General features: G+C 61.8%; 1 pseudogene. It reads right to left on the reverse strand.

Annotated elements, in window-relative coordinates:
* Positions 1-108 precede the first annotated feature (108 nt).
* A pseudogene (locus CG471_RS29965) lies at positions 109-249 on the reverse strand (IS5/IS1182 family transposase); the annotation flags it as partial.

Here is a 249-nt window from a genome sequence, read left to right on the forward strand (position 1 = left end):
ATGCCACCACGTGAGTGGACCATGGCGAAGGCGCAATTTGCCGTGATCTTCGGCGAACGTTTCATCAGAGCCATGGCGGCCTGATGATCAACCGCCCGGCCGCACACGGAAATCCTGACAGTCCCAGCGCCGAGGGAGGACGACGAAGCCGGACTGCCCGGCGATCTTGCTGACTATCTCGACGGTGATGCGGGTCGCCTCGGTGACACGGTGATGGTTATAGCCGCCATCGGCCCAGACCTTCTCGAT

The sequence above is a fragment of the Sphingobium sp. IP1 genome (genome assembly GCF_002708645.1).
In the GTDB taxonomy this organism is placed as follows: Bacteria; Pseudomonadota; Alphaproteobacteria; order Sphingomonadales; family Sphingomonadaceae; genus Sphingobium; species Sphingobium yanoikuyae.